The sequence below is a fragment of the Synechococcus sp. A15-60 genome, assembly GCF_014280095.1.
Lineage (GTDB): Bacteria > Cyanobacteriota > Cyanobacteriia > PCC-6307 > Cyanobiaceae > Synechococcus_C.
Window position 1 is genome coordinate 2,034,104 of the sequence record NZ_CP047933.1, and the last position, 22,224, is coordinate 2,056,327.

Here is a 22,224-nt window from a genome sequence, read left to right on the forward strand (position 1 = left end):
AAGATTTTTTTATAATGGGTCAAAAGAAGCCAGTATCTGAGATTGGGGATCCACTCAAAGATGTCAGAACATCGTCTCTATATTGAGCAAAGGTAGAATCAGCTTCCTCCCAATTACTGACTGATCCAGATTCAAGTATAAGATTCGATAGTTCGTTAAATGATGATTCTTTGCCAACAAAACCTTGACCAAAATTACCATCGACTACGGCATTCGTCCCCCATTGAATTTGGGACCACTTGCTTGCAGCTGATAGCAAAGCGATTCGATAAGTATCAAGACCATTAGTCGATCGTAAAATAGCCATTGGCAAATCAGTTTTCAACAATCCATTCTTCACCGCAGAGTTCCAAGTGGATACCTCAACGGAAGTAGGTTTTCTGTCATACAGTGTTTTGAATACTTTTTTTGTAATTGATTTAGAAGACATGTCATCAAGACTGTCTCCATAAAAAGATTCAACCTGAACAGAATAGTCATCGAGTATTCGATCAACAAGTACACGAGAGGATAACTCTGATCCATCATTGCCCACTGATAGTGTGGCCAAATCGCTTGGTTTGATCATCGTATTGGTATAAGCTTGATAAGCCAAGAGCGTGAGATTGATGCGTTGTTGAGCGTCGACAACAGGATCAGACACCACTGACCCAAACAATGGATAATTCTGCGTCGGCTGAGTGATGCCAATTAAGTCGTCTACATTCACAAGGTTGATACCCTGAAGATTTAAATACAAATCTTGCGTACTATTCGCCATATTCATAGAGCTGGATGGATTACCAATAAAATATTCTCCATCAGATACACCTTGACTAATGACCAAATGATCTTCAATGATCAACGCACCGTTGGCAAGTGCACCTGCAAACGTAGGCGTTGCAGACGTCATACCTGATTCGATCGATTGATGATTCGTCAAGCTCAACATAAATGCACCCCCAACTTGATTGACACCCTCTAAAGAAGCTGACGACATCTGATGAGCACTATGGTCATCTTCAGAATGCATTGAAGCGCCAGCCATATCATCTTCTCCACTCATCTTGGCCTCGTCGGATTGAGTTGAACCTGTAGCAATGAAGTGTCCCGAATTAAGTTGAAAGGTGAGTACTTCACTTTGGCCTGATTTTGATTCAGCCGTAACAATGAGGTTTTCAATTGCGGATTGAGAATAACTATTGAAGCCTGAGCTGATGGAAAGTGACTTGAGATCGTCGAAACAGCATGTTGATGTGGGTGTATATTCAATATCCGACAAAATATCAGTATCGGGTAAATATCCACCTTCAAATTGACCAGTTTGGTTGAGTAGAGAAACTGATGCTCCGTCAAGAATGCGGATTCTCAGAACACTCTGATCAACGTAAGCGAACGCATAATCATCAAAATTATCTAAATTATAGTCTCCAACACCCACAGCAGTTGAAGCACTGGAAAGCTTGATAGAACTGGCATTAGAAACATTTTCCCAAGGGCAATAACTATAAAGATTTGTCCACTCGTAGCTATCATCTTTAGCTTGCCAGCCCACCAATTCCAGGTCAGAAAGTTTTACTTGGTAATCTTTATCTGGTGACTTGACAAATCCAGCAGTAACCAAATCTCGCTTGCCGTCACCAGTAAAGTCACTGTTAAAAGCCCAAGGAGACAACGTTGAATCCTCATAAGGTCTAAAGGAAGACAGCAAATTAGATCGTTGGCCATTCTTCAATGAAGATCCATCATAGATACGCACTTGGCCCGAAGAATTATCATCTCCGCTAAATGACAAGATAATATCCTGAACAAAATCATTAGAAATATCTCCTACCTGAGCTCGCTTGAGCTTATTCTTCAGTTCTAACTTTAAATCAAGAGTCACTTGATCAAGAGAATCAGCCTCACGTAAAACAAGACCCTTCTCATTCAAGCGAAATGATTCAGCAGGAATTATCCAGCTAGAATCAGTGTTCTCAATAATAGAAACAACTTGCATCATTCCAGCATCTTCATGCTCAAGCAAGTGACAATGATGAACGTAAGTGCCAAGAAAATCTTGGAATAACATTCTAATTATTGTCTCATTATAGCCCGTTGTATATAGATTATCCGATGAATCAGGATTCAGAGACTCTTCAATCGGAACAAATTCGCCGACAAGTGGATCGAGCTTATGGTGAACTCCTGCGCTATCAACAAAATTAAATCCTGACGAATTAAGCTGAGTGACGTCCTCTAAATTACGCTTATTAGGCAATTCATTATCACTTTGTTTCACTTGATAATCATTAACATGGATATGAAAGGGGTGAGATGTAAAGAAGCCACCATTCGGAGCACTCTTACCTCCCCAATTCCAATTGCGCAGCGACCACTCTTCCATTGTTCCAAGCTGAGCAATCACCAATGGCCCTTGAGGAAAAACATGGTCATTAATGAGGTCAGGGCTGACATAACCAAGCCAAGGATTATCAATAGACGTTTTAATGATTTCATTCTTATTGACAGCCAAACCAGTATTCGCACGCTCAGCAACTGCCTTTTGAGTGGGGATATCCCGTTGGTCTTCAGGTCCCACTAATTGCAAAATTTGCCAATTGAACTGGCGTTGACGTGTCGGCTTCCAATCTTTTTCAAATAAGTCAACGCTGGGAATCGCATCCGCTGAATAGTCTTCACTGCGCGTTTGTGGGGTTATCTTCTGAACATCAATTTGCTGGTTAGCCTCATTGATAAAGGCATCCAAAGCTGGAGTATTGATTAATGGAGAATCATCGTTAACTTGAAAAGTTGCTATCGCACCAGGTCCAGAATTCGGGTTAGAAAAATCCGTGTTTTCGGATGAAAGTTCGGCATATTTATCAGACTGCCAACGCAAGTTGTTGATATCAAACTTTTGACCGTTCTTTCCCTCAAAACTATAGGTACTGATTAATTCTGATTTGCCAGCCGGCAGATTTACGAGCAAATCAATTCTTTTCCCAGAGGGCAAAGAAATCAGATCCGATGCCTGTTCATATGAGATTGCTTGCTGAGCATTTTGAGCTTGTTGATAACCTAAGACACCCTTGGTCACAGGACGGATCTGAGGATAAGTATGTCCATCTTCACCATAAATGTAGAGTGGCAGCTGAACCCAAGAGCCGTCACTTTGCTGATGTCGTATTGCTAAATTCATATAGTAATTATTGTCTTGATTACTTAAACTAAATGACTGCCAACCTCCAGAATTCATATTAACTTCTGGTTGGTACTCACCATTGATCGTAAACATACTGGCCCGATTAGCAGCCAGTCCTTCTGTGCCAAGGATATTGCCATTCACTGCAGCGAGTTGATAGTCGCCTGATGTTTGATCGATGCCAACCTGCATCGTCTTGATCACACCTAAGTTTCTAGGTACGTCTTTAAACGCAGGGATTAAACTTAAGGGATCCCCAACCTGCATAAATCCTGAAAGACCGCCATACACTTGTGTATTAACAGCAGGGTGGAAATGGGGGTGATACCAGTAAGAACCCCTCCCATGATCTTCGGGGATATTAATGATTGTTGTCCAATCTTGACCCGTTGTATATCGACCAACCACATTATCTCCAAATCCAGTGGGCGTTACATGGCCACCATGCATATGAAAATTGGTGCTGTCCATGGCACCAGCCATCGAGCCACCATTCAACCCATACGAATTATTCTCAACCAAGGACGCCATTTGAGCTTGCATCCCAGTCAAGCCTGCAATATTGATGTTGTTATCGAATTCCAGTTCTAAAGTCTCACCAGGCTTAATCATTAAGACTGGGCCTGGATAAGATGTTCCCTTGCCCTTTAAACCATAGGTATAGAGCATTGATGGATACCAAAGAGGAGGTGTTTCCTCAGAGGCTCCGCTCAATACCGCCAGATTTTTGAGGAGTGAGTTACTATCAAAATCAGATAGAATCTTATCAATCTCTTTATCGTTACTCCATAGCTCTTCAGGATAATAATTTTCCTTCTTTAATACCTCTGTATAAAGCGTACTAGTTGTCGACGAGGTATCGGCCCAGAATCCAGTTGGATTGGCTGCTTGATCGTAACCAAATCCTTTGTATCCAATATATGTCAGTGCTTCTAGGAGCTCATTGTTGGTGTAAACACCCCATCCACCCGATGGGGGAGTGCTTGTTATCGATTTCAGATATTGATTGAAAATGCTATTTTCATCGTCCTTGTTCGTCAACTGAGGAATCAGCCAGTCTTTAACAAATTTGCTTACATTTTTAATACCAACCGGATCTGTCGTGATTTCAAGCGATGCCGCAAGAGAACCATTGGAGGTGCCATTATCACTGACATAAAATCCGTTACTATCCTGTCCCAGGGTAAACCCTGATGACAAAAGTACATTTGGCATCCCATCTTGGTCGACGGGATAAAGGGAGCCGATACGATACTGACTCACAACTGGAAATCACAGTGAATAACTCAACCGTAGCCAGCATGAATCTTTAATCACATGATTTAATCATGACTTAAGAAAATAACGAAGTTAGTTCAAAGGCTCTTTTCTTTGAGAACTAGAGACTTTGTTTCTTGAACGAGTACGCAGTGATTGACATGAGAACAAGATTGATCACAACCAGTGCAAGACCTACATAAAAAATCATTGGCACTGAGAAAGTTGATATGTATCCAGCTATGAATGTCATTGATACAAATCCAATGCTCAACAAAAAGCTGAATAAAGCCCATGCAGGTCGGACGACATGAGGACCAACAACTTCCGTGAGTCGAGCAACAATTAAGCCAATATATGCTCCGTTCCAAAAAGCAAAGAGAAAAGCTCCAAAATTAACAATCGATAAGACTGGTGTAAAAACGAATAGACAAGTTCCAAACGTTCCAATTGCAACAGACGTGAGAAGAACTGAGTCTGTTGGGATTTTCTTTGGCACTAATCCCGCGATGATCGCGCCTAAGGTATACCCAAATCCCACTAATGCAAATGAGTTGCTTGCAACTTCACTTGACACTTTAAAAACCGAAGTAACGTACAGTGGCTGGTACGTCAAAATTGAAACCTGAGAAGCTCCATAGAGAAGCGTTGTTAATGCAAAAATCTTTAAAGCGGGCGACCAATCGATTCCTCGCGAAACACTTTTACCATCATTCGTATTGCTCTGACTCGTTGGCGAAGGCGAATTGGTCGCTGCTTGATGTGAAAGTTTTTCGTCTCTCTCCTCAATCAATCCTCTTGAGATCAACATCCAAATTGGAATTGCAAAAAGGATGGAAAATAAGCCCGTAAAGTTCCAAGCTGCAACTGGGGAATTTTTGACAAAAAATGGGAGCAAAACTGAATCTAGAAGTGGTGCGATTCCTGCCCCTGCAAAAATGATCCCCATGGCTAACCGTTTTTGATCAGGATGCAACTTTCGAGTACCAAAGCCGGGCAAGCCTGTCACGAGGTGAGCGCAACCCCAGCCAGAAATTAAACGCCAAATCGTATTCCATCCCATCGAAGGAAATAGTGGTTCAATAAAAAATATTGCAACACAAACGATCAAAGCGATTCGAATCATCCTTAGGGACTGATCCTCTCTTTTGATTCTCGTCTGATGGACGCAACCAGCAAGATACCCGGCTAGATTTAATCCTACAAGTTGACCAATATTATCTGAATTGATCCATTTGGCTTCAACCATCATATTGCCCAGAACAGCTAATTCTGTTCTCTGTAGTCCAACTCCAATCGCGAGCGCAGACGAAGCTGCTATCACTCCTAAATAGTCGTAAGACGACTCTTTCATTTTAGTCAGATGAGCCATCTCAACAGAATCGATTCGACGATCAGGGGGATTGGTCGCGATTGAGAGGGAGCAATCGGGTTTGACTTGATTGCTCCATTTATCATTCACCTTATAAACTTATACAGATGAAAATAACTGTCAAACCAATTCTTGAAAGATTTAATCAATCTGTTGCGTTAGATCACACAGCCTGCCACAGGCCTGAGCAACAACAGGATACAGACATCCACAATGACAGCAATCCGAAGGCTTCGAATTGTATAAATTGCAGCGATTGATGAACGCCACAGAAGAGTCGTTGTGTTGGCACAAACAGCACTGACGCGATTGATGTCCATTCAGCCAAACATTTTAGATCAACACATTTGAGAATTGGAACAGCAATGATTACAACCATTCGGCACATTGTTCATCTCTCATTTCACAGTCAAACTCTGACCCAAACACATCAGAACGAAGAGGCAGACCGCTTCGCTTGAGATCTTCTTCAAAACAGTTGATCAAGGTAATGGAAACCTCCCTTGATCAGTTACTCAAAACGGAGAGGGTGGGATTCGAACCCACGAGGGTGTGACCCCTACACGATTTCGAGTCGTGCGCAATCAACCGGACTCTGCCACCTCTCCCTGCGCATTAAACGCATACTCATTGTAGATGCACGACCCCATCTGTTCCTGACGATGACACGTGAACGGGTCGCAAATCCAATCGACGCAAGACCTTTATCCGCTGCCCAACCCGCACCCTCAAGATGCGCCCCGTTGGATCTGCAAGGGCGAGGCTCAGGCCATCACTCTGCAGGCGCTGACCATGCACTAAGGGCAGTCGGCCCTGTTGTTCCGCCTGGAGAGTGTGAGTGATGGTGCTCCAACAGACACGTTGATCCGTCCCCACGGGATCCAGCACGGCCACCCAATCCAATCGCTGGTGCCCCATCCCCTGACTGAGTCGTTCCGCCTGATGGCAACTCAGGGCATCACCATGGGTCGCCACCAGCGCAGCCCTGCCGCGATGGCGCAGCAACAGCCACTGACGCCCCCACTGCTCCACATGGATCCAACGATCCTGCAATCGCTCACCCGCTTGTACGCCCACCACGATCAGAAACAACGGTGCCAAGCGCCAACGCCAACGCCGCAGGGCCGGCAACACCCAAGGCAGGCAGGCCGGGAGCAACAACATCAGCAACCATGGCGACATCCGGCCGACGAGCAGCTGGGCCCAGGGCCAGTGACGAATCCACAGCACCAACGCGATCAGGACTCCCGCCAGCTGCTGCACAGGCCAAATCAACACGGGCAGCAGCAGTGATGTGATCGATGCCGGCATGAGCAGCACCATCAGGGCCATCACCATCGATGCAAGCGTGAGTGGTGACAGCAGAGGTGCCGCCAGCAGATTGCTCAAAACGGCATAGAGAGGAATAGCTCCGAAATGGAACAACTGCAGCGGCAAAGTCCAAAGCAGTGCCGCCATCGGCACGGACAGGAGGGGTACCAGAGGCGCGATGGACGGCGGGCACCAGCCGCACAACTGCTGCTCAATGGGGCCAGCGGAGATCACCAGCCCGGCAGTGGCGGCGGCACTGAGTTGAAACCCGATCGAGCGTGCCCAGGGCGGATGCACCAGCAGCATCACCACCAGGGTGATCAGCAACACACCCAGGGGTCGGCTGCGATGGCCACCCTCTCGGATCAGCAACGCCGCAGCACCCATCAGCACCGCTCGCACCACCGAAGCTTGGGCACCGGCCAACGCCAGAAAGAAAACCATGGCTGCCACGCCAGCTCCCAATCGACACGCCACTGGCCAACGACGCGTGCAAACCACTGTGGTGCCCAGCAACACCGACAGGTGAAAGCCTGACGCCGCCAAGGCATGGGACAACCCAGCGACTCTGAACCCGTCACGCAAGCGCTCAGGCAGAGACACCTGAGCACTACCGAGAACCAGCGCCGCCAGCAAACTGCCTCGCTCTTCACCGGCGCTTTCAATGAACCAGAGGGCAATGCGCCGTCGCGCATCGGCTAAGGGAGTCGCGTCCTGATGCAACAACCGGATGGCATCGGTTCGCAAGCGACTCCAACAGCCCTGAGCGGCCAGTCGTTGAGAAACATCCGAGAGCAAGGGATGGGCAGATGGCTGCGGCCTGGTTAAGGGTCCGCGAACTTCGATCCAGGCCCCCTCCAGCAAAGGCTGTTCACAGTCTTCAAGTGTGAGTTCAGAGCGGCCATGACGGACCACGCCATCGATGCGGCTGACCTCCAGCAAGGCTCTGCAGCGTTGATCCCGAATAGGCGCATCAGCTCGAATGCGACCGATCAGCTGCACCACAGGCGCAGGACCATCCACGGGAATCAGCTGAGCCGGATCGCTGCTGTGAGGACGAGGCACCGAGGCCATCCCGCATCGGCTGCCGGCCAGACCGAGCACCAATGCGAAAGCCAACAGCTGCTGAGGCGTTCGCCGCCAGCGGCGCGCCCATCCGGCCAACCCCAACATCAGAAGGATGGCCAGCGCGATGCCCTGGGCCGGGAATCGCACCTGAGCCGCCCCCATGCAGGCGAGAAGTAACAGAAGGGCGCCAGAGACAGCCGGATTCATGCATCACCCACGCAAGGTGATGCCAGGGTTCCCCGTGGATCAGGCCACCGTCGCTGCTTCCCGCTTCAGCAGCGGGAATCCCAAGGCTTCCCGTTCCGCCAACCAAGCTTCCGCCACCTTGCGAGCCAGGTTGCGGATGCGACCAATGGTGGCCGTGCGCTCGGTCACCGAGATCACGCCTCGGGCCTCCAGCAGGTTGAAGGTGTGGCTGCACTTGAGGACGAAGTCCAACGCTGGTGCCGGCAGGTTCTTGTTGATGAGATCTGCCGCTTCCGCTTCATAAATGGCGAACAACTGTTTGAGACGCTCCGGATTGGAGGCCTCGAAATTGAAATGGCACTGACCCTTCTCAAAAGGCAGCCAGATGTCGCCATAACTGCGCTCAGCGTTCCAGCTGAGATCCCAGATGCTCTCGACATCTTGGAGGTACATCGCCAGGCGCTCAAGGCCGTAGGTGATCTCAATCGACACCGGCTTGCAGTCCAGACCACCGCACTGCTGGAAATAGGTGAACTGGGTGACCTCCATGCCATCCAGCCACACCTCCCAGCCCACACCCCAGGCGCCAAGCGTGGGGGACTCCCAGTTGTCTTCAACAAAACGGATGTCGTGATCCGCTGCCCGAATGCCTAAAGCCTCAAGAGAGGCGAGGTAGGTCTCCTGAATTCCATCGGGCGATGGCTTGATCAGCACCTGATATTGGAAATAGTGCTGCGCCCGGTTGGGGTTGTCGCCGTAACGACCATCCGTGGGACGACGACAGGGCTCTGGGTAGGCCACTGCCCAAGGTTCAGGACCAATGGCTCGCAACACCGTATGAGGGCTCATGGTTCCGGCCCCTTTCTCGGTGTCATAGGGCTGCAACAACAGGCACCCCTGTTCAGACCAGAAACGGTTGAGGGTGCTGATGATGTCCTGGAAATGCATCCGAGCGTTGGAGCCAATCTCCAGCATTCTCTCGTTCAGCCTCCCCCTTCAGCTCAAGGAGAGGCAACGGTGCAAGTGGGCAATAGCGTGGTGCCGGTGCGGGTGACTGCGGCCCGGCCCCATCGTTCCCAGCCAAAAGCTGCCATCCCCCTGAAACACCAGCACAGGCTTGCAGGCCCCCTTGCCATGGGTCTCCAACAAGGACATGCACAGCTTTTCAGCCACCTCGGCCCCTCTGGGGCGCGATCGCAGGCGACGCAAGACCGGATCCACCTGAGAGAAGGACACGAATGTGGCTTTCTGCGAGTCAGTCACCAGGATCATCCCGTCGAGCCACTGGACTTCGTCGAGCAGATCCTCAATGGAAGGCAGCAGAGACGGCAGCGGAAAGGCCAAGTGACTCCCCCTGTTTCTTAATCATTTCTTTCTAGTTCATCGGTCTCACTTGTCGCAAGCAAGACCACGTGAGCCACTAAACTCTCACGCCTTGACGATCAGCAGCCCCATCAGGCCACCAGCAACCGGCCGATGGCGTGCCTGCTGGAAGCCGGCCTGCAGGGCGAGAGCTTCCTGTTCCGATCCGTTGGGGAAGCGCGCAAGGCTGGCCTCCAGGTAGGCGTAATGCTCTTCCAGACCCGCGCGAGCCGCGACTGGCACCACCACGCGCCGCAGATAAGTGCGCTGAAATGCTGCAGCCGTCGACCCTGGCGGCAATCGGTTGAAATCCAACAGACCGGCTCGGCCATCGGCACGCAAGACCCGGCGCAACTCCTTCAGACCCGCAGCAGGATCGGACAGGTTGCGCAAGCCATAGGCCATCACCGCGCCGTCAGCACTGGCATCTGGCAGGTCAAGCGCCAGGGCATCACCCTGCCTCCACACAACAGGCAACCAGGGTTCCCGGGCAGAACGACCGGCGGCAACCGCAAGAGGTGCTGCTGCTGCATCCACACCGATCACCTCACCACCCGGCCGCAGACGCCGGCCCAGCGCCAAAGCCAGATCCCCCGTGCCACAACAAAGATCCAACCAGCGCTCTCCAGGCTGCGGAGACAACTGCAACACCATCTGGCGCTTCCACTGCCGATGCAATCCAAAACTCAACCAGTCATTGAGACGGTCGTATGTGGGCGCAGCGTCATTGAAGAGCTGTTCGACAGCCTCCGCATCACCAGGTTTCACAACGTCAAACCGTTGAGTGCCATCACCATCACCGTGGCCAGCCCCACAGCCGCTGAACACACCAAACAGCCCGCCAACATCAGCGAGAACTCGCGTTGATCCACCGCGGACTGCATGAGCTGAAGAGCCCATGCCACCAAAGCGATCACCACCAGCACCAACAGCACACCGAGAGGAAGTGTCCAGCTGGAGGGAATCAAAGGCTGCGCCGCAGGCAGCCCAACCTCCTCGAAAGTGGTTGACGCGACAAGCACCGTATAAACGAGGTCAGACTGCGTTATTCGCTACAGATTAAGGAGAAAGTTCAAGGTTCCAGCGGTCGCACGGTCAACCCGCGACGAAGCAGATCCGATTTGATTTGTTCCACGGTGAGCACGCCATCGTGAAGAAGGGAAGCCAACAGCGCTGCAGAAGCCTGACCACCCGCAGGACCCGGGTCAAGAGCTTGCGCAATGTGATCCAGACACCCTGCACCGCCAGATGCGATCACAGGCACAGGCACCGCCTGCGCCACCGCACGGGTGAGCGCCAAGTCGTATCCGGCTTGGGTGCCATCCCCATCCATCGACGTGAGCAGAATCTCCCCCGCCCCGAGATCAGCCGCACGGCGCGCCCACTCGACCACATCCAGACCGGTGTTCTCACGCCCACCTTTGACGTAGACATCCCACCCGCCCGCGTCGCGGCGACGTGCATCGATCGCCACCACAATGCATTGGCAGCCGAAGCGATCCGCGCCTTCCTGCACCAGCTCAGGACGTCGCACCGCTGACGAATTCAGACTGACTTTGTCGGCACCGGCACGTAGCAGCTCCGTGATGCCCTCAACCGATCCGATGCCGCCTCCGACCGTGAAGGGAATCGTGACCTGCTCCGATGTGCGTCGCACCAGGTCCACCAGGGTGGCCCGACCTTCATGGCTGGCGGCGATATCGAGAAACACCAACTCATCCGCACCAGCCTGGCTGTAGCGGCAGGCGAGTTCGACCGGGTCGCCTGCATCGCGAAGGCCGACAAAATTGACGCCCTTCACCACCCGTCCTTCGGCGACATCCAGGCAGGGGATTAGGCGGAGAGCGACCATAGCGTTTGAGATATGGCTGTTAGGGTGCAGCCTCTCTCCAAGCCTCGCAGGCCATGCTGGGAAGTCTGATCAAGCGGTTCACCGGATCGGAGCCTCTGCCGACCCCACAGCTCGACTCCATCGAGGTGGGCAGCAAGGTCCGCGTCACCCGCGTGCGTGACCGGATTCCCCAGGGCATGGTTGACCTGCTGAAGACTGATGCCTTCGGCACCGTGACCGAATTCCGCACAGTTGACGGCAAAGGGATCGGCGTCGTCGTCGAGCTCAGCGACGGCTCCAGCTCCTGGTTTTTCGAAGACGAAATCGTCGCAGCCTGAGGTTCGAATCTGTGAGTGACGCGCGTCAGCTGCTCGGCATGAAGGGTGCCAGCGGCACCACCAATCTTTGGAAGCTGCGCTTGCAGCTGATGAAACCGGTCACCTGGATTCCTCTGATCTGGGGCGTGGTGTGTGGAGCAGCGGCGAGTGGGCATTACGAATGGCGCCTCGACCACGTCTTGGCTGCGGTGGCCTGCATGGTGATGAGTGGTCCCCTGTTGGCCGGCTACACGCAAACCATCAACGACTATTACGACCGCGAGATCGACGCGATCAACGAGCCCTACCGACCAATTCCGTCCGGAGCGATTCCCCTCGGTCAGGTCAAATTGCAGATCTGGGCTCTGCTACTGGCTGGCCTAGCTGTGGCCTGGAGCCTTGATGTTTGGGCACAGCACACCACGCCGGTGCTGTTCTTGCTGGCTCTCGGCGGTTCGTTTGTGAGCTACATCTACTCAGCTCCGCCGCTCAAGCTCAAGCAGAACGGATGGCTGGGTAACTACGCCCTCGGAGCGAGCTACATCGCACTGCCCTGGTGGGCCGGACAAGCGTTGTTCGGTCAACTCACCTGGACGACAGCGATCCTCACGCTTGCTTACAGCTTGGCGGGTCTCGGCATCGCGGTTGTCAATGACTTCAAAAGCGTTGAGGGTGACCGTGAACTGGGCCTGCAGTCGCTTCCTGTTGCATTCGGAATTCAGCGCGCAAGCTGGATCAGCGCTGGAATGATCGACCTTTTTCAGCTGTTGATGGTTGCGGTGCTGATCGCCATCGGTCAGCATTTCGCTGCCGTTCTTCTCGTGCTGCTGATCGTGCCCCAGATCACCTTTCAGGACATCTGGCTGCTGCGTGATCCCGTGGCCTACGACGTGAAATACCAGGCCAGTGCACAACCTTTCCTGGTGCTCGGCATGCTCGTCACCGCATTGGCGGTTGGGCACAGCCCTCTCACACAAGGCATGTGAATCGAACCCGTCTTCACTGGTTGCTGATCGGCGGCTCTGCCGTCGTTATCGGCAGTGGTGTGGCCTTGGCGCAAGCGGCTGTGGTGCGAGCTGTGGATGCCACCTTGCCTGATGCCCGTGCCGTCAGCCGTTTCAGCCGACCCGGCACCATCACGCTGCTCGCCAGCAATGGCGCTGTGATCCAGAAGCTGGGACCGGCGACACGCGAAAAAATCGAACCCGGCCAGATGCCGCTGCTCGTGAAGCAAGCCTTCATCGCAGCGGAGGATCGTCGCTTTTATGACCATAACGGTGTTGATCTCTGGGGCATCGGGCGCGCCCTGGTGAGAAATGTCCGTCAGGGTGCCGTGCGTGAGGGCGCTAGCACGATCACCCAGCAGCTGGCCCGCACGGTGTTTCTCAGCCAAGACCGCACCCTCACCCGCAAGCTCAAGGAGGCGGCGCTGGCCTTCAAGCTCGAACGCCAGTTGAGCAAGGAGCAGATCCTCGAGCAATACCTCAACTACGTGTATCTCGGCTCAAGCGCTTACGGCCTGTCCGATGCCGCGTGGGTGTACTTCTCCAAGACCCCCGACCAACTCAACTTGCAGGAGGCCGCCCTGATCGCCGGTTTGCCTCCAGCTCCCTCGGTGTATTCACCCCTGGTCAACCCTGAATTAGCCCTTGAGCGGCGGGGAATCGTGCTCGATCGGATGCAACAGGCCGGTTTCATCACCAAGGACGAGAGAGATCAAGCCAAAAACAGCCCTCTCGATCTCAAACCGGCAATCCCCAAATACTTCAACAGTGCAGCCCCCTTCTTCACCAGTTGGGTGGCGCAACAGTTACCGCAGCTGCTGACACCCGAACAACTCGAGGTGGGTGGACTGAAAATCCGCACCAGTCTCAACCTCGATTGGCAGAAGAAAGCGCAGGAGGTCGTGCGCCAATACGCCCCGTTCAACACCGAAGGCGCGATCGTGTCGATCGAACCAGGCACCGGTCTGGTGCGGGTGATGGTGGGCGGAAAGAGCTTCAGCAGCAGTCAATTCAACCGTGCCACCCAAGCGCTGCGCTCTCCAGGTTCCACCTTCAAGCTCTTTCCTTATGCCGCTGCTATCGCGGCCGGCGTGAAGCCAGATGACACCTTCATGGATGCCCCCCGCTGCTGGTCGGGCTACTGCCCCAAGAATTTCGGCAACAAATACTTCGGCAAGATCTCATTGGCTGAAGCACTCAAGAATTCCTTGAACACAGTGGCGGTTCAGCTCCAAGACAAGGTGGGCTTCGACGCCATCATCGCCACGGCCAATCAGCTGGGAATCGGCAATCAGCGTCCCCTCGGCAAGTACTACCCGATGGCGATCGGGGCCTACGAGCAGACCGTTCTGGACATGACCACCGCCTATGCCGCGGTCGCCAATCGGGGCGTTTACATCAAACCGATGGCACTGGAGGAAATCCGCGGACCAGAAGGCAATGTGCTGTGGAGTCGACGCGTGGATGGAGAGAAAGGCCGTCGAGCCATAGACAGTGACGTCGCGGATGCCATGAATTGGATGCTGCAGCGCGTGGTGACAGGCGGAACAGGTGTTGCAGCACGGCTGGATGACCGCCCCGTGGCTGGCAAAACAGGCACCTCGGAAGGGGCGCGTGACCTCTGGTTCATCGGATCCATTCCGCAGCTCACCACGGCCGTTTGGTTCGGCTACGACAACAATGCCGAGACCAAAAGCACAAGCGGAGAAGCGGCCTGGGCCTGGAAACAATTCATGAATGAGGTGAAGGGCAGCTACGCCATTCAGAACTTCCCACCCAAACCAGTGCTCACCCGCAGCTTCGAAGACCGGCGCCGTCAAGGGAGCCAACGCGTCGCCGATGGCGAGCAGGATGGCGAGGAGACCGACACCGATCCCGATGTGTTCAGCAGCGGCGAGGAGCCGCCCGAGGGCACAACCCCCCCGCGTTACGTGGCTCCAGCTGGCGGGCCTCCGGTGGACGAATTCTTCAGGCCTCTGCCGGTGCAGTAATGACGGCAGCGTAAAAGCCATCACCGCCTGAGGGATCCGGCCAGCGTTGCTGCTCGGACTCGAGGCTGAGCTCAGGATGGCGCTGCAACCAGCCGTGAATCTGCCGGGTGTTTTCATCCGGGTGAATGGTGCAGGTGGCGTAAACAAAACGTCCACCGGGAGCGAGCAAGGGCAACAAGCCATCCAGCAACCCTGCTTGCAAGGGCAGCAACTCCGCCACCGATTCGGCCGTGACACGCCAGCGCGCATCGGGATGACGGGACAGCGTGCCCAATCCAGAACAGGGAGCATCCAGCAGGATGCGCTCGAACATGCCTTCCCATTGCGGGCGCTCCTTGAGGAGAGACGCAGCGTCCGCCGCGAGGGCGTGGATGCTGCTGCAACCAAGGCGAGCCGCATTGGCGGCCACCCGCTGCAGGCGACCAGGAGAGCGATCCACGGCCCAGATTTCACCGTGATCACCCATCAACTCAGCCAGGTGTGTGGCCTTACCACCTGGAGCAGCACAAGCGTCCAGCACCCGCTGCCCGGGCAGTGCAGCCAGAAGTGGTGCCACCCACTGCGCCGCCCGATCCTGAACACACCAGTGCCCCTTGTCGTAGCCAGGCCATTGACGCAGATCGCCGGAGGGCTGTAACACCCGCAGTCCATGGGAACAGCCTTCAATCGCCGCCGTAGCGATGCCGTTTGCGGCCAGCGAGGCAGACACCTGCTCAGGAGTGGAACGCAGACGATTGACCCGCAGATCGAGCGGAGGCACTTGATTGCAGGCCCGCGCCACCTGCTGCGCCTGCTCAGGGCCACACCACTGCAGCAGCTCTCGACTGAACCACCGGGGCAGTGATTGGTCTTGAGCTAGACGATCCGCTGGTGTCTCCGGCACCGGCAGGCCCGTACCAGCCTCATGGGCTCGCAGTGCTGCCCGAAGCAGCCCATTCACCACAGGCGCAAGGCGCGCCAGCTTGGTGGTCTTGGCCAATTCCACGCTGGTGTTCACCGCAGCGGCCGCTGGGATGCGCTCCATCCGCAGCAGCTGATACAGGCCGATGTGGAGCAACCAACGCAGCCGTGGGGGCTGCTTACGAGCCGGCACTTTGCCGAGCTTGTCAATCCAGGCATCCAGCCACTGACGCCAACGAATGGCGCCGTAGGCCAGTTCGGTGGCCAGACCGCGGTCCGCAGCACCAAGCGGACGATGCCGCAAGGCACGCTCGAGCGCCACATCGGCATAGGCCCCAGCGGCCACAGCCTCCAAAACGTCCCAAGCCAAACGCCTGGAGGCGAGGCCGGGAGCATCAGATCGAGACGGCGACTCACTCACGCGTCGGAGACGGCACAACCTCCAGACCTAGCGCCTCGGCAATTTGATCGGGATCTGGGGCCCACAGACATTGCTTCAGGGGCAAACGGCCGTCCTCATCCACAGGAATCCCTTCGGCCAACAACAGATCACGCTGCATCCAGTCAGATCCTTCCCGGCTCAGACTCATGGAGATGCGCCCTTGGGCATTCACCACACGCTGCCAGGGAATCGAAGAAGGCAAGCTGAGCCGACGCAAGGCCCAGCCCACCTGCCGCGCACAGCCGTAGGCGCCAATCCAGTCAGCCACTTGTCCATAGGTCGCCAATCGACCAGGAGGGATCAGTGCCACAGCTGCCAGCACGCGGCTGTCAAAAGTCGACGGTCGAGCCGGGACGTCAGCCGCCATCCACCTGACAACCGATCAGGGCACCGGCTGCACCACCCACGGGGACGCCGATCCACCGGCCATCGCCCCGGGAGAGTGCCGCACCCAGGCCAGCTCCCAGCAAGCCGCCGATCACGCTTCCCTCCAGACAGCTGTTGGTGTCTGCATTGGGAGTCACAAGCAACGTCTGTCGATTTCGACCGTAGCTCTGGTCGTAGTCATCCACCTGCATTGGTTGCACGTTGGCCCAGCGCGGCGTCGCGGTGGCAGGAAGGCCCGCTGTCACTGACAGTGCTGTCGCAAAGCTGGCGAAGACAATCCGTTTCATCAAGGCACCGTTCAACGTCCTCTCCATCTTTCTGAGGGAATCTGCCGCCAGGTGACTAAACCTCAACGCGCTTGCATCCACATGTGACCGATCGGAGATTGCATAGCCTCAGAGCAGAGTCTCGACGGATCCAATCGGCTGATGCCTCTGCTTCCCCGACGCTTTGAGCGGTTGCGCTCCGTGCTCAATCAACGGATGGCCGACCTCACTGTGCTGGTGGAACACGTGGAGAAGCCCCACAACCTTTCCGCGATCTTGCGCAGCTGTGATGCGGTCGGCGTTTTAGAAGCGCACGCCGTCAGCTTTAGTGGTCGCCCGCGCACGTTCAACAGCACTGCCCAGGGAAGCCAGCGCTGGGTGCCGCTGCATGACCATGCCGACATCGGCAGCGCCATCAGCCACCTCAAACAGCGAGGCTTTCGGTTATTCGGGACCAACCTGAGCGTGGATGCCCGCGACTATCGCGACTGCGATTTCACCGGCCCCTGCGCCTTCGTGCTCGGTGCCGAGAAATGGGGTCTGACCGAGGAGGCCACCGCTCTGATGGACCAGGCGGTGTACATCCCGATGCGTGGCATGGTGCAGTCGCTGAACGTCTCCGTGGCCACAGCCACCCTGCTGTTCGAAGCGCTGCGACAACGACAGGTGGCGGGTCTGGCCCCGCAGAACGGAGAAGGCATCCCCGCTGGTGATTACGACACGCTGCTGTTCGAATGGTGTTATCCCGAGGTGGCCATCTGGTGCCGCGAGCAGGGTCGCCCCTACCCCGCGTTGGGGGATGAGGGCGAGATTCTTGAAGAGCTGCCTCGCACCACCAAATTGCGCTGCTAAGCGAAACTGCCCTCAGAAGGGCATCAAGACATCCTTGCTGCCCTGGGTGCGCTCCATCACAGGGTGATTGCGTCGGGCTGCCGGAAGGCGGAGCGCAAACACCAAGGCCAGGATTTCCAGGGGCAAGCTGCGGCCGATGAACAGCACCACCAAACCAAGGGCAATCGCCAGCATCTGCTCCAGCAGACCGATCACGTCATCGGGATTGCTGCGGCCCGACATCCAAAGTGTCGACATCAGAAGCAGCAACACAACGGTGGCCCAGAACGGCATGGCCCAACTGATTCCTTTCCTTATTTTGCAGCGTCTCGGCCGGTGCTGCTAACCCAAGCTTCCAGACCCTCACCCAGGAACGACAGCCCCAGCACCAAAACGAACATCGCCAATCCGGGATAGAGGGCTGTCCACCAGATTCCGGTGGGCACGGCTGCCAGCGCCAGGTTGAGGTCACTGCCCCATTCCGGCACCGTTTCAGGCAATCCCAGACCAAGGAAACCGAGGCCTCCCAGCACCAGCACCGCATCGGCGGCATTGAGGGTGAGCAACACCGGAACCGAGGTGATCACATTGCGCAGCAGATAACGGCGCAAGATCCAAACCGGTCCAGCCCCAAGGGTGCGTGCTGCTTCAACGAACAACTCCGCTTTCACCTGGGCGGTCTGGTTGCGCACCACACGGAAGTACTGCGGGATATACACCACACACAGCGCTGCAGCCGCATTGGGGATGCCGCGGCCCAGCAAAAAAGCCAGCACCACCGACAGCAACAGCACCGGCAAGGTGTAAAGGGTGTCCATCAACAGCACCAGAACCCGGTCCACCACGCCGCCGAGATAGCCGCTCACCATCCCCAAGGGCACACCGATCACCAAGGCAAACGCCACCGCCAGCAGCACCACCTGCAGGGCGACGCCACTGCCCTGAAGCGTGCGCACACACACATCACGTCCGAGTCGATCGGTGCCGCACCAGTGCTGGGGCGATGGTGCGGCGTAGATGGGGTTGTCGAGGCCGGCATTGGGATCCGGCAGCCAACCGGCCGACAGCATGAGGGGGGTGATGACAGCCACGAGGACATAGATCGCCACGATCACCAAACCCCAGCGCGCCATGCGGGCCGAGAGGCTGGGACGGACAAGGCCAAGGGGTGACGAGGCGAAGCTCAAGAACGCAGCCAATCTGCTGCGCGCATTCTTGCCCGGCTTGGCATTCTTGATCAGGATTGGGCGATGAAGCAGTCCAGCCGGTGGCGCTCACGTTTGACGGGCTCCATGCTCGGCCAATTGCAGCTTGCGACTTATGCCGCCGTGCTGCTGGGGTTCACGGGTGCCACCACCACCGGGTTGTGGTTGAGCGAACGCAACCAAAAGCGACTGGGGGAGGCCGAATTGCTGGCAGCAGCGAATGCCCTAACGCGCTCGTGGTCATCCGAGGACCTGGGCGATGTCGCCACGATGCAGGCCATGCTCAAGCATCACTCCAGCCGGCGAACCCATCTCTGGCTGGAGCAATCCAGCGGCATGTTGATCACGCCGCCTCAGGGAGACACCCCCATCCCCGTGGAACTGTTGCCGGCCGCCATGGCCGCGAACCCACAGCGCCGCAGCGGCCAGGTGGACGTGATCACCGTGAATGGGCGCGAATACCTCACCCTGCTCACGCGGCACGTGACCGACGGGCCCTGGCTCTGGAGCAGCACCGAAATCACCAGTGTGGGCACGGCCCAGAGCGAATATCTGGCCTGGATGATCGTGATCTGGGGCGGATCCTTAGGGGCCTCCTTGCTGCTAGTGAGCGTTTTGGTGAAGCGGATCACGCGCCCCCTTCAGGAGCTCAGCGCTCGCAGTGCAGAGCTGACCGCCGATGCACTCAACCATGCTGGTCTGCCGGTTCCCAAGGGCCCTGCGGAACTCACCCAGCTCACCCTGACCTACAACGCGCTGACGCAACGACTGGCGCAGTCATGGAGCCAGCAACGCCAGTTCGTCAGTGCCGTAAGCCACGAATTGCAAACCCCACTGACCCTGGTGTCGGGCTCCATCAGGCGGGTGATACGCAAGGCGCCGAACCTGGAGCCACCACTGGCCCAACGGCTCCGGGATGCAGAGGACGAGACCCGCGGCATGCAGCAGCTGCTCAACGACCTACTGGATCTCTCCCGCAGTGATTCAGGACGCTTGCAGGTGAAACAGGAGCCGGTGGCCTTGCGGCCTTTGCTGGACACGGTGGTACGCGTCCAGGCCCAGACCCTGGATCGCACGATTCAACTCGAGCTACCGACTCACAACAACGATGCATCCGAGCCGTCGGAACGCGCCTTAGGGGATGAGGCTCGACTGCATCAGGTGCTGCTCAATCTGATTCAGAACGCGCACAAATATTCCCCACCCGAACTGCCCATCCAGTTGCGCCTGCTGAAGCACCACCACGCCGTCATTCTTGAGGTGGAAGACCTCGGCATCGGCATTCCGCACGAGGATCAAGCGCAGATCTTCGATCGCTTCCACCGCGGGTCGAACACGGCTGGCCAGACTGGAAGCGGCATCGGATTGTCCGTGGTGCAACTGCTGGTGAACGCCATGGGTGGAAGCATTTCAGTGACAAGCGAGCCAGGCATGGGCAGCTGCTTCCGGATCCAACTGCAGGAGGCACCGTGATTCCCTATCTGATCGTGGTGTCGCTGCTGGTGCCAGCGAACCTGTGGGCCGCGATCACACCTCACCTCCACAGTGATCTGAGCATGCGACTGCTGCATGGCATCAGCACTGCCGTGCTGTTGCCACCGCTCTGGAGCCTTTGGCGGCAACGTCAGCGCGTGCAGAAGCTACCGGCCGTGTTGCTGGCAAGCTTCGCGGTGGTGCTGGTGGTGGTGAACTGCCAAATCACGGTGAAGGGCATGGGCGTGCAATACGGCTGGGTCGACCACCTCTTCCTGGCCATGGCCTGCGTCGCCGTGCTGGGGTTTTACCTGCTCAGCGAGCCGGACTCACCGCAGCAGAGGGGGCAGCGCACTCCTTAAGAGCGAGCACGAACACAGCTCCACCGCCCTCCGCATCCTCCACACCCACACTGCCGCCCATCTGCTCGACCAGGGTCTTCACTACCGCCAGGCCGATGCCTGTGCCTGGGATGTCCGCTTTGTTGCGGCCACGCCGGAAGCGCTCAAACACCTGATCCCGCTCATCGCTGGGCACGCCAGGTCCATGATCGCGAACGCTCAGCAATACCACCGACTGCTGGCACCGACAGCCGATCTCAACTGGTGACTCGGGAGGGCTGTATTTGCAGGCGTTTTCCATGAGATTCACCAGACACTGCACCACCCGGTCGCGATCGGCGAGAGCGTGGATCGTGTCGGGATCGAGGTTTTCCGGAAGACAAAGCTTGAAGCGATGTTCGCCGGATCCTTCGCAGAGGGCGATGGCCTGGTGCACGGCATCGCCGATGCACAGCGGCTGCAAATCCATCTGCAGATGGCCCATCTCCGCGCGGGTCAGGGCCAGCAGGTCCGTCACTAGGCGCCCCAGCCGGCGACTTTCCTCTTCAACTATGGCGAGCTGGTGGCGCTGATCGTCGCTGAGATTGTCGGCTCGGCGCAACAGACGTCGGCTGTAACCGGCAATCAAGGTGATGGGATTGCGCAATTCATGGCTCACCGTGCTGGCGAATTGCTTCTGTCGATCGAACGATTCCGCCAGACGATCCAGCAGGTTGTTGAAGGCCATCGCCAAGGGCTGAAGCTCGTCCGGTTGCTGCTCAGGTTGGAAGCGCTGCTGCTGCAAAGAATTTGAACGCACCGATGCCAGCGATTCGCCGAAGCGCTTGAGCGGATCCAAGCCGCGCCGGATGCCGCCTCGGTTGATCAGGATCGACACCAACGAGGCCAACACCGCTGCCAGCAACAACAACCCGTTGAGTTGCCGTTGAAACGCGACCGCATCGCTCACATCGCGGAGCAGATGAAACCGCCACGGCGTACCGCCCCAGTTGATCTCCTCGCTGCTGAGCATGTAGCTGCGATCGTCATACTCAAACAGCTGAGGAGCCATGCTCTGGACTGATCGCGACTCAGCCTGGAGCAACAACCCTGGGCTCGACGCCAACCGATCGTTGTGACTGGACTGCGGCATCACCAGGCTGGTAGGAAAGCCATCGGGATGCCCCCAAAGCACCAGGTCGAACGAGGAGAAATCGCTGAGGATCCGTCTAAGCGCTTGAGAATCCTGTTGATCCTCACTGCTGCGCAGCAGTCGTTCTGCCCTGCGCATGGTCTGCAGTTGGCGTTGATAGCGCTGCTCTCGGAACAGTTGCAGATTCACCGCCAGCAGCAGGCCATACCCCAACAACAGCGCCATCACCCCGGTGCGCTCCAGTCGGCGTTGGATCGAACGCGTCGAGGTGATCGCCGCTGATCGGCGCCAAGGCATGAACCCAAAGGAGCAACGCTCCCTCAGTCCAGCGATCAAGCGCATGGTTGTCCTCCCCCATTCAGGGGATGCGCAGCCCCTATCCATT

General features: G+C 56.0%; 20 protein-coding genes and 1 tRNA gene. 6 read left to right on the forward strand and 15 right to left on the reverse strand.

Annotated features, from left to right (window positions below; genetic code table 11):
• Window positions 1–19: 19 nt before the first annotated feature.
• The 9 genes from SynA1560_RS11160 to hisF form a co-directional block, all read right to left on the reverse strand.
• Window positions 20–4,426 (reverse strand): multicopper oxidase family protein, encoded by a 4,407-nt coding sequence (locus SynA1560_RS11160; RefSeq protein ID WP_186500532.1) that lies wholly within the window; start codon window positions 4,424–4,426, stop codon window positions 20–22.
• Window positions 4,427–4,541: 115 nt separating this feature from the next.
• Complete coding sequence (locus tag SynA1560_RS11165) at window positions 4,542–5,792, reverse strand: MFS transporter (protein ID WP_186500533.1); 1,251 nt, start codon at window positions 5,790–5,792, stop codon at window positions 4,542–4,544.
• Between the two features lie 521 nt (window positions 5,793–6,313).
• Window positions 6,314–6,400, reverse strand: a tRNA-Ser gene (locus tag SynA1560_RS11170).
• A gap of 19 nt (window positions 6,401–6,419) precedes the next feature.
• Complete coding sequence (locus SynA1560_RS11175; protein ID WP_186500534.1) at window positions 6,420–8,378, reverse strand: ComEC/Rec2 family competence protein; 1,959 nt, start codon at window positions 8,376–8,378, stop codon at window positions 6,420–6,422.
• 39 nt (window positions 8,379–8,417) lie between these two features.
• Window positions 8,418–9,305, reverse strand: coding sequence for a glycine--tRNA ligase subunit alpha (gene glyQ, locus SynA1560_RS11180; RefSeq protein WP_186469334.1), 888 nt, complete (start codon window positions 9,303–9,305; stop codon window positions 8,418–8,420).
• A 48-nt stretch (window positions 9,306–9,353) separates the two neighbouring features.
• The gene (locus tag SynA1560_RS11185; RefSeq protein WP_186469341.1) at window positions 9,354–9,701 is read right to left on the reverse strand and encodes a hypothetical protein; all 348 of its coding nucleotides are present in this window, start codon (window positions 9,699–9,701) and stop codon (window positions 9,354–9,356) included.
• 84 nt (window positions 9,702–9,785) lie between these two features.
• A complete protein-coding gene (gene ubiE / locus SynA1560_RS11190) occupies window positions 9,786–10,487 on the reverse strand; it encodes a bifunctional demethylmenaquinone methyltransferase/2-methoxy-6-polyprenyl-1,4-benzoquinol methylase UbiE (protein WP_186500535.1) in 702 nt (233 codons plus the stop codon).
• Window positions 10,484–10,741: a hypothetical protein gene (locus tag SynA1560_RS11195; RefSeq protein ID WP_255476944.1), complete on the reverse strand. Its 258-nt coding sequence runs from the start codon at window positions 10,739–10,741 to the stop codon at window positions 10,484–10,486. Before SynA1560_RS11195 ends, ubiE begins: the two co-directional genes overlap by 4 nt.
• 50 nt (window positions 10,742–10,791) lie before the next feature.
• Window positions 10,792–11,571 carry an imidazole glycerol phosphate synthase subunit HisF gene (gene hisF, locus SynA1560_RS11200; protein WP_186469343.1) on the reverse strand — a complete coding sequence of 260 codons (780 nt, stop codon included), beginning with the start codon at window positions 11,569–11,571 and terminating at the stop codon, window positions 10,792–10,794.
• Window positions 11,572–11,624: 53 nt separating this feature from the next.
• Here hisF and SynA1560_RS11205 point away from each other — a divergent pair, with 53 nt between their 5' ends.
• Genes SynA1560_RS11205 through SynA1560_RS11215 form a run of 3 tightly spaced genes read left to right on the forward strand, consistent with a single transcriptional unit; the run spans window position 11,625 to window position 14,862 of the window.
• Window positions 11,625–11,888 (forward strand): DUF2862 domain-containing protein, encoded by a 264-nt coding sequence (locus SynA1560_RS11205; protein WP_186469344.1) that lies wholly within the window; start codon window positions 11,625–11,627, stop codon window positions 11,886–11,888.
• A gap of 11 nt (window positions 11,889–11,899) precedes the next feature.
• Window positions 11,900–12,853, forward strand: coding sequence for a chlorophyll synthase ChlG (gene chlG / locus SynA1560_RS11210; protein WP_186500536.1), 954 nt, complete (start codon window positions 11,900–11,902; stop codon window positions 12,851–12,853).
• Window positions 12,850–14,862, forward strand: a complete 2,013-nt coding sequence (locus SynA1560_RS11215) for a transglycosylase domain-containing protein (protein ID WP_186500537.1) — start codon at window positions 12,850–12,852, stop codon at window positions 14,860–14,862. Before chlG ends, SynA1560_RS11215 begins: the two co-directional genes overlap by 4 nt.
• On the opposite strand, the gene SynA1560_RS11220 is transcribed toward SynA1560_RS11215, so the two are convergent.
• Genes SynA1560_RS11220 through SynA1560_RS11230 form a run of 3 tightly spaced genes read right to left on the reverse strand, consistent with a single transcriptional unit; the run spans window position 14,840 to window position 16,878 of the window.
• Window positions 14,840–16,183, reverse strand: a complete 1,344-nt coding sequence (locus tag SynA1560_RS11220; RefSeq protein ID WP_186500538.1) for a 16S rRNA (cytosine(967)-C(5))-methyltransferase — start codon at window positions 16,181–16,183, stop codon at window positions 14,840–14,842. The two genes, SynA1560_RS11215 and SynA1560_RS11220, sit on opposite strands and share 23 nt — an antisense overlap.
• Window positions 16,176–16,571, reverse strand: a complete 396-nt coding sequence (locus tag SynA1560_RS11225) for an MGMT family protein (RefSeq protein WP_186469348.1) — start codon at window positions 16,569–16,571, stop codon at window positions 16,176–16,178. Before SynA1560_RS11225 ends, SynA1560_RS11220 begins: the two co-directional genes overlap by 8 nt.
• Entirely contained in the window at window positions 16,561–16,878 is a 318-nt protein-coding gene (locus SynA1560_RS11230) for a glycine zipper 2TM domain-containing protein (RefSeq protein ID WP_370523158.1), read from the reverse strand. The genes SynA1560_RS11225 and SynA1560_RS11230 overlap by 11 nt, the downstream gene beginning before the upstream one ends.
• A gap of 141 nt (window positions 16,879–17,019) precedes the next feature.
• On the opposite strand from SynA1560_RS11230, the gene trmH reads away from it, so the two are divergent.
• A complete protein-coding gene (gene trmH, locus SynA1560_RS11235; protein ID WP_186469350.1) occupies window positions 17,020–17,709 on the forward strand; it encodes a tRNA (guanosine(18)-2'-O)-methyltransferase TrmH in 690 nt (229 codons plus the stop codon).
• A 12-nt stretch (window positions 17,710–17,721) separates the two neighbouring features.
• Here trmH and SynA1560_RS11240 read toward each other — a convergent pair whose 3' ends face one another.
• Window positions 17,722–17,982, reverse strand: a complete 261-nt coding sequence (locus SynA1560_RS11240; RefSeq protein ID WP_186469351.1) for a hypothetical protein — start codon at window positions 17,980–17,982, stop codon at window positions 17,722–17,724.
• Between the two features lie 20 nt (window positions 17,983–18,002).
• Window positions 18,003–18,821, reverse strand: a complete 819-nt coding sequence (locus SynA1560_RS11245) for an ABC transporter permease (RefSeq protein ID WP_255477149.1) — start codon at window positions 18,819–18,821, stop codon at window positions 18,003–18,005.
• 117 nt (window positions 18,822–18,938) lie between these two features.
• Here SynA1560_RS11245 and SynA1560_RS11250 point away from each other — a divergent pair, with 117 nt between their 5' ends.
• Complete coding sequence (locus SynA1560_RS11250) at window positions 18,939–20,366, forward strand: HAMP domain-containing sensor histidine kinase (RefSeq protein ID WP_186500540.1); 1,428 nt, start codon at window positions 18,939–18,941, stop codon at window positions 20,364–20,366.
• A complete protein-coding gene (locus SynA1560_RS11255) occupies window positions 20,363–20,728 on the forward strand; it encodes a hypothetical protein (protein WP_186500541.1) in 366 nt (121 codons plus the stop codon). Before SynA1560_RS11250 ends, SynA1560_RS11255 begins: the two co-directional genes overlap by 4 nt.
• Here the strand turns inward: SynA1560_RS11255 and SynA1560_RS11260 are convergent.
• Window positions 20,682–22,181, reverse strand: a complete 1,500-nt coding sequence (locus SynA1560_RS11260; RefSeq protein WP_255476945.1) for a HAMP domain-containing sensor histidine kinase — start codon at window positions 22,179–22,181, stop codon at window positions 20,682–20,684. The two genes, SynA1560_RS11255 and SynA1560_RS11260, sit on opposite strands and share 47 nt — an antisense overlap.
• Window positions 22,182–22,224: the final 43 nt, after the last annotated feature.

Excerpts from the sequence above, each read along its gene's own strand:
- SynA1560_RS11165 (WP_186500533.1), bottom strand. The coding sequence starts at position 5,792 with ATGGCTCATCTGACTAAAATGAAAGAGTCGTCTTACGACTATTTAGGA.
- SynA1560_RS11175 (WP_186500534.1), bottom strand. The coding sequence starts at position 8,378 with ATGAATCCGGCTGTCTCTGGCGCCCTTCTGTTACTTCTCGCCTGCATG.
- glyQ (WP_186469334.1), bottom strand. The coding sequence starts at position 9,305 with ATGCATTTCCAGGACATCATCAGCACCCTCAACCGTTTCTGGTCTGAA.
- hisF (WP_186469343.1), bottom strand. The coding sequence starts at position 11,571 with ATGGTCGCTCTCCGCCTAATCCCCTGCCTGGATGTCGCCGAAGGACGG.
- SynA1560_RS11205 (WP_186469344.1), top strand. The coding sequence starts at position 11,625 with ATGCTGGGAAGTCTGATCAAGCGGTTCACCGGATCGGAGCCTCTGCCG.
- SynA1560_RS11225 (WP_186469348.1), bottom strand. The coding sequence starts at position 16,571 with ATGGCGGCTGACGTCCCGGCTCGACCGTCGACTTTTGACAGCCGCGTG.
- SynA1560_RS11230 (WP_370523158.1), bottom strand. The coding sequence starts at position 16,878 with ATGAAACGGATTGTCTTCGCCAGCTTTGCGACAGCACTGTCAGTGACA.
- trmH (WP_186469350.1), top strand. The coding sequence starts at position 17,020 with ATGCCTCTGCTTCCCCGACGCTTTGAGCGGTTGCGCTCCGTGCTCAAT.
- SynA1560_RS11240 (WP_186469351.1), bottom strand. The coding sequence starts at position 17,982 with ATGCCGTTCTGGGCCACCGTTGTGTTGCTGCTTCTGATGTCGACACTT.
- SynA1560_RS11245 (WP_255477149.1), bottom strand. The coding sequence starts at position 18,821 with ATGGCGCGCTGGGGTTTGGTGATCGTGGCGATCTATGTCCTCGTGGCT.
- SynA1560_RS11250 (WP_186500540.1), top strand. The coding sequence starts at position 18,939 with ATGAAGCAGTCCAGCCGGTGGCGCTCACGTTTGACGGGCTCCATGCTC.
- SynA1560_RS11260 (WP_255476945.1), bottom strand. The coding sequence starts at position 22,181 with ATGCGCTTGATCGCTGGACTGAGGGAGCGTTGCTCCTTTGGGTTCATG.